This is a genomic window from Aquilutibacter rugosus, from assembly GCF_036541335.1.
GTDB lineage: Bacteria > Pseudomonadota > Gammaproteobacteria > Xanthomonadales > Xanthomonadaceae > Aquilutibacter > Aquilutibacter rugosus.
In genome coordinates this window covers 461,501-467,500 of sequence record NZ_JAZHBO010000001.1, presented here as the reverse complement: position 1 = coordinate 467,500, position 6,000 = coordinate 461,501, and the positions used below count along the sequence as shown (strand labels likewise).

At 51.2% G+C, this 6,000-nt stretch carries 3 protein-coding genes and 3 rRNA genes (1 of these 6 running past the window's edge); all 6 read left to right on the top strand.

The window, feature by feature from the left end:
- Nucleotides 1-1,444, top strand: a 23S ribosomal RNA gene (locus V3390_RS02240); it begins 1,437 nt to the left of the window's first position.
- 147 nt (nt 1,445-1,591) lie between these two features.
- A 5S ribosomal RNA gene (gene rrf, locus V3390_RS02235) occupies nt 1,592-1,705 on the top strand.
- A gap of 257 nt (nt 1,706-1,962) precedes the next feature.
- Nucleotides 1,963-2,175 carry a hypothetical protein gene (locus V3390_RS02230; protein ID WP_331703197.1) on the top strand — a complete coding sequence of 71 codons (213 nt, stop codon included), beginning with the start codon at nt 1,963-1,965 and terminating at the stop codon, nt 2,173-2,175.
- 113 nt (nt 2,176-2,288) lie between these two features.
- A complete protein-coding gene (locus V3390_RS02225) occupies nt 2,289-4,556 on the top strand; it encodes a TonB-dependent receptor plug domain-containing protein (protein ID WP_331703196.1) in 2,268 nt (755 codons plus the stop codon).
- A gap of 71 nt (nt 4,557-4,627) precedes the next feature.
- Complete coding sequence (locus tag V3390_RS02220; protein WP_331703195.1) at nt 4,628-5,773, top strand: hypothetical protein; 1,146 nt, start codon at nt 4,628-4,630, stop codon at nt 5,771-5,773.
- Nucleotides 5,774-5,790: 17 nt separating this feature from the next.
- A 5S ribosomal RNA gene (gene rrf, locus V3390_RS02215) occupies nt 5,791-5,898 on the top strand.
- The last annotated feature ends 102 nt before the right edge of the window (nt 5,899-6,000 follow it).

Below are 6,000 nucleotides of genomic sequence, written 5' to 3'. Positions count from 1 at the left end.
TGGTTGTCCCGGGGAAAGGCGGTAGGAGTGGAACTTAGGCAAATCCGGGTTCCTTTAACTCCGAGCACCGAGACGAGCTCTTATGAGCGAAGTGACTAATACCACGCTTCCAGGAAAAGCTCCTAAGCTTCAGCTTACGCAGACCGTACCGTAAACCGACACAGGTGGGCAGGATGAGAATTCTCAGGCGCTTGAGAGAACTCGGGTGAAGGAACTAGGCAAATTGGTACCGTAACTTCGGGAGAAGGTACACCCCTGAGCGTGGCCCATGCGGGTCATAGCGTTCGGGGGTCGCAGAAACTAGGCCGCTGCGACTGTTTATCAAAAACACAGCACTCTGCAAACACGAAAGTGGACGTATAGGGTGTGACGCCTGCCCGGTGCTGGAAGGTTAATTGATGGGGTTAGCGTAAGCGAAGCTCTTGATCGAAGCCCCAGTAAACGGCGGCCGTAACTATAACGGTCCTAAGGTAGCGAAATTCCTTGTCGGGTAAGTTCCGACCTGCACGAATGGCGTAACGACAGCGGCGCTGTCTCCACCCGAGACTCAGTGAAATTGAAATCGCTGTGAAGATGCAGCGTTCCCGTGGCAAGACGGAAAGACCCCGTGAACCTTTACTATAGCTTTACACTGAACGTTGAGTTCGTCTGTGTAGGATAGGTGGGAGGCTTTGAAGCATCGGCGCCAGCCGGTGTGGAGCCATCCTTGAAATACCACCCTGTCGTGCTTGACGTTCTAACCTAGGTCCGTAATCCGGATCAGGGACCGTGTATGGTGGGTAGTTTGACTGGGGCGGTCTCCTCCCAAAGAGTAACGGAGGAGCTCGAAGGTACGCTCAGCGCGGTCGGACATCGCGCACTGTGTGCAAAGGCATAAGCGTGCTTGACTGCAAGATCGACGGATCAAGCAGGTAGGAAACTAGGACTTAGTGATCCGGTGGTTCTGTATGGAAGGGCCATCGCTCAACGGATAAAAGGTACTCCGGGGATAACAGGCTGATACCGCCCAAGAGTTCATATCGACGGCGGTGTTTGGCACCTCGATGTCGGCTCATCACATCCTGGGGCTGTAGTCGGTCCCAAGGGTATGGCTGTTCGCCATTTAAAGTGGTACGCGAGCTGGGTTCAGAACGTCGTGAGACAGTTCGGTCCCTATCTGCCATGGGCGTTGGAGATTTGAGAGGGGCTGCTCCTAGTACGAGAGGACCGGAGTGGACGAACCTCTGGTGTTCCGGTTGTCACGCCAGTGGCACTGCCGGGTAGCTATGTTCGGAAGCGATAACCGCTGAAAGCATCTAAGCGGGAAGCGCGCCTCAAGATGAGATCTCCCGGGAGCTTGACTCCCCTTAAGGAACCATCAAGACCAGGTGGTTGATAGGTCAGGTGTGTAAGTGCAGCAATGTATTGAGCTAACTGATACTAATGATCCGTGTGGCTTGACCATATAACCTCAAGTGGCCTTGGCTCGCGACGCGTGCGCAGCAAGGTCCAAAACGAACGCTACATTCCAACCCCTTTTGACGGGACGCAACACGGCACCGTGGGTGCGCAAGAGCGCAACCGGCTGCTCGCGTCCGTCAATCAAGCTTTGTCCAGTGACAATAGCAGAGTGGAACCACCCGATCCCATCCCGAACTCGGAAGTGAAACGCTCTTGCGCCGATGGTAGTGTGGCTTTGCCATGTGAGAGTAGGTCATCGCTGGACATTTACACCAAAAACCCCGTACAGAAATGTGCGGGGTTTTTTCTTTGTGCGGCATCAGCCCGCAGAAAAGCCCGAGTGCGCTTTCGAGTTAGACGAGCGAGTGATTGTAACCTTAGGTTCTAGAAAGTACCGCACTTGGGCAAAATATTATGCAACCACGCAAACTGTGACGTTTGTACTTGACTGGGGGAGGGTAAAGCTATTGTTCAAACTTCAATGCGCACTGAAATCTAAGAAGACAACATGGAGATTACGCAATGAAGCACAAGTTTAAACAAATACTGCTCGCGACCAGCCTAGCGTTAGTTGCGAGTGTTGCGTTTGCCGGTACTATCACGCAAACCGTAAACAATCCTGATGGCTCCAAGACGGTCACTGTGTACACAACAGATGAGAACGGTAAAGTCATCAGCTACTACACCTACACTGTTCCAGCACCAAGGGTTAATCCACCAAAGCAGCAGCAGTAAAGTCTGAATTTAGATTTTATTGATGGTGGCACCGATGTGTGGTGCCACCATTGTTTTTTGTGTTAGGTTTTCATATCCGCACTGTAGAACTGGATCAATTATTTCGAATTTGAATGCAAAAGCGTATTAAACATCTTGTATGGGCCGGTGTTGTCACAGTAACAATTGCCTGCAACGCTGGCGCCCAGGACTTGTCGAGAGAATCCCACCGTCGTGAAGTTGAGCGTCAGGTCCGCGAACAAATGGGAGATAGGCTCAGCGAGGATCAAATTGCGAAAATTGTAGATGAAATGGTTCAGTCATACGAAGCCTCACGTGCAAAAGGTGAACCACCGAAGCAGAATGGAGAGACTTCAAGCCAACTTCCTACGAAATCGGTCGGCAAGGTCGCGGTACGTGGGAAGGCGACTAGAGATAGGACAAAGACGTACATTGACTCGGACAAGTTGTCGAATCCTCTGGATCAGTCAGTACTCGATGTATTACGGCGTGAGTCGGGTCTTATTGTGGTTAACGGTTCCGTATCCATCATGGGGCTGCCGGACTCATATACTCAGCTCTTGGTCGATGGAAAGAAGCCACCACCTACATTTAGTCTAAGAAACCTGCGGCCTGAAGAAGTTGAATATATCGAGATAATGTTTGGCGCCGAGGCAGATAAGGCTACTGAGGGATTGGCCGGCTCGATTAACATTGTTCTAAAGCGCCGCATACTCAAAAGAAACCCAGTCGTTGCAGTAACCGTATCCGGAGGCACGGAATCAGGTATTAGTTTGTTCGGATCGATGAATGCCGTGGGACAGGGGGGGAATTCATTCAGTGCGAATGCAACACTTCATCGATCATGGCAAAACAACGAAAGTAGCATGCGCAGTAGCGCGTTTACATTGTCCGACGGTTTCGAAGACATTGAAGATGAGCAAGTAACGAACGTTGACATGATTCAGCGCAATGTCTGGCTGCGATTGAATAGGGTGTTGCCTGATTCGTCGATTCTTCAATTGTCTCTGACAGGCTATGATGGGCGAACCAACTTCATTAATGACTACCGCTATCCCTTATTTCGCAGCCGAGGATTGATCTCGGACGTGCAAACCAGCCGAAGTAGCTCACGGTCTGCGGCACCGGCAGCAAAATGGAGTAAGTCCCTCAACCAAAATTTGGATCTGGAGCTTTACGTTGCCAGACTTGAAACGGATCGCACTTCGGACAGTGTTACAAGCTTCATGAACACGCCAAGCTTAAGCATCAGTCGCGGATCGGAAGCTGAGACTAAGAATTCCGGGGACATCACGTTAACGTACCGCGTTCGGAAAGGAACAGAATTAAGTGCTGGCGTTTCACTTGAGGATACAACGTGGGACAGCCACTCCTTTGTCAATGGCGGTTCCGCGGAAGATCCTGTCGAAAAAGGTTTGAGCACCGTCGCCCGACGAGGCGACGGAGCCGTGTTTTTCAAATTGGTCCACTCGATTGGCGAACGATTAGGTCTCAATACTGGTTTGCGGTACACAAACTGGGATATCGAACCTGCGCACATCGATGGCACCGGAGTCGTTGGCGGCTTCAAGGGACACGGACTTACACCTTCGCTTAATATCGCCTACCAAAGCAAGGAAGATGGTCGTTTCTCATTGAACTTTGCTCGAATCCATAGCCCACCTGGATTCTCACAGTTGGGTACGAGTTCGCTTCCTGGATTTCTGGAGAACAACCGCCCCTTCACAGCATGGACGATCGGAAATCCTGACCTGAAGGCATCCGTTTCTGACAGTGCGGTGCTTTCCTGGGAGAAGAAGTTAACGGCGCGGTTGGATACAACCTTGCGGTTGAGTTCCAAGAGAATCGACGATGGCATCGCGCAAATAATCGCATCTCAGAATGGCTTATGGGTCTCGCAGGCAATAAACCTCCCTGCGGCCAAGGTGTTATCTATGTCCGGGAGTATCAAGTACGTTCTTCCTTTAGCAGGCGAAGGCAATGCTCTGACACTTTCCCACACAATGATTCGAAGCAAATCACACATTGACGGAATTGACTCCAATCTTGGCATTGATGGTGAAAATCCTTTTTTTGCAACGGTCGGCGCAGAAGTTGTTTTTAAGGAAATCAGTGGCGGTCTCGACCTTCAGTTTGTGAAGGGGAGTAAGTCCTATGGCGGCCCGGGGATATACAAAGAGCGCGGACAGAGTACAAATATGAGTGCGCGAATCTCGTGGCTGGCGACGCCAAAGCTCACAGTAACAGGAGAAATCGCCGGCCCGGTTGCGGGGAGTATGCATGGGTTCCGATACTTCGCGAGAAACGATGAGTACACATCTATTTACGATAGAACCAAGTTGCCGATGAGCTTAAGCTTGACTATGAGGTATCAATATTGAAAATATGCGAAATACGGCTAGCTTGCCTTATTGCTGCATTACTCGCGGTGAGTGGATGCGCAAGCGGCAGATTGAACAGGACTGACACGCCGATCGCGTTGACCTTGGAGAATGCGCTGGCTGTTCCTACCGATACCAATATTACTAACGCCGACAATACCTATCAAAAATACCCGATTGCACTCAACGCGCTTCATGCGAGTGTTAATGGTGACGCGGGTAGTGCACGTTCCTCTGCGATTACCTGTGCAGAGGAGGCTGACAAGCTCCCAGCGAACGTCGTGGAATTCTGTACGAAAATGCAGGAACTCAGTTACCTGCAGGACTACGATCTCGCATCGTGGGCTCAGCTTCAAATTGACCGTCGGTCTCGCGGCGGCAGCACAGTTTTCTTCCCGGCATTTGAAGTACATGCATTGACGCAGGATGACTTGCGGCGGATTGTTGACAGCGGCGGCGGAATGAAAATTCGTACACGCGCGAACAGCTCTGACACTCGCGCGTACCTTGGCAACAGTTTGTCCGGAGCAATACCTCAGGGCACAGGAGTTGAATTGGAGGACATTCGATTCAACGAAGGCGAAGTGCTGCCTTATGGATTCGGCATTAACCTGACGCTTCCGTTTACGGTGTTGCCATCAACATCGGCACGCATGAATGGTGTGCAGTTCGTCATTGAAAACTTTGCCTCCTACCGACAGTCCCCTGGAAGTCCTCCGATCGAGTTTTCACTAGGGTTGCTCAAGAGCATGGAGGTGGCGAACTGGCGTTTTGATAAGCCGTGGGTACTGATTGCGAAATCGATCAGGTCCGAAAATGGCCGCCTAATCGGTCATTCCCTTGGCATGGACATCGTTGCAGCAACAGGCGGGTTGCGTATTAGCGGCGATCGGAAAGTCATATTTGGCTCATTCGATTCCAGCGCATGTACCGGTGAGTTGCGATGGGCGTCAGGAGACATTGGCTCCAGCTATCTGATCGCTAGAAAAGCTCCGGGCGCGGATTGGCAGCTCGTTGTAGGTTCCAACAAATTTGCACTTGGCGTTGAACGTCTATATTCCAGCAATCTTCTGCCTCCGCTCACAGGCCTATTGGATGATCAGTCGGATTCCGGTGTTGCACTGGATGTGCAAGAGCTCAGGTATTGCCCTCCAGCCGGTGTGAAGAAAGTCATTAAAGAGGCCGAGCAGATCAAAGGATCATTCTCACCGGGCTAAACATGAAGCGGCTTTGATTCACTAACAGAGTGGAACCACCCGATCCCATCCCGAACTCGGAACTGAAACGCTCTTGCGCCGATGATAGTGTGGCTTTGCCATGTGAGAGTAGGTCATCACTGGACATTTACACCAAAAACCCCGTACAGATTTGTGCGGGGTTTTTTCTTTGTGTGCTCTTGTTTTCTTCGCTGCTCCACCTTGCATAGCGACGATTGACGCGACGG

What these genes read in the sequence shown, in the direction of transcription:
- V3390_RS02230 (WP_331703197.1), top strand. Translation starts at nt 1,963, where the DNA reads ATGAAGCACAAGTTTAAACAAATACTGCTCGCGACCAGCCTAGCGTTA.
- V3390_RS02225 (WP_331703196.1), top strand. Translation starts at nt 2,289, where the DNA reads ATGCAAAAGCGTATTAAACATCTTGTATGGGCCGGTGTTGTCACAGTA.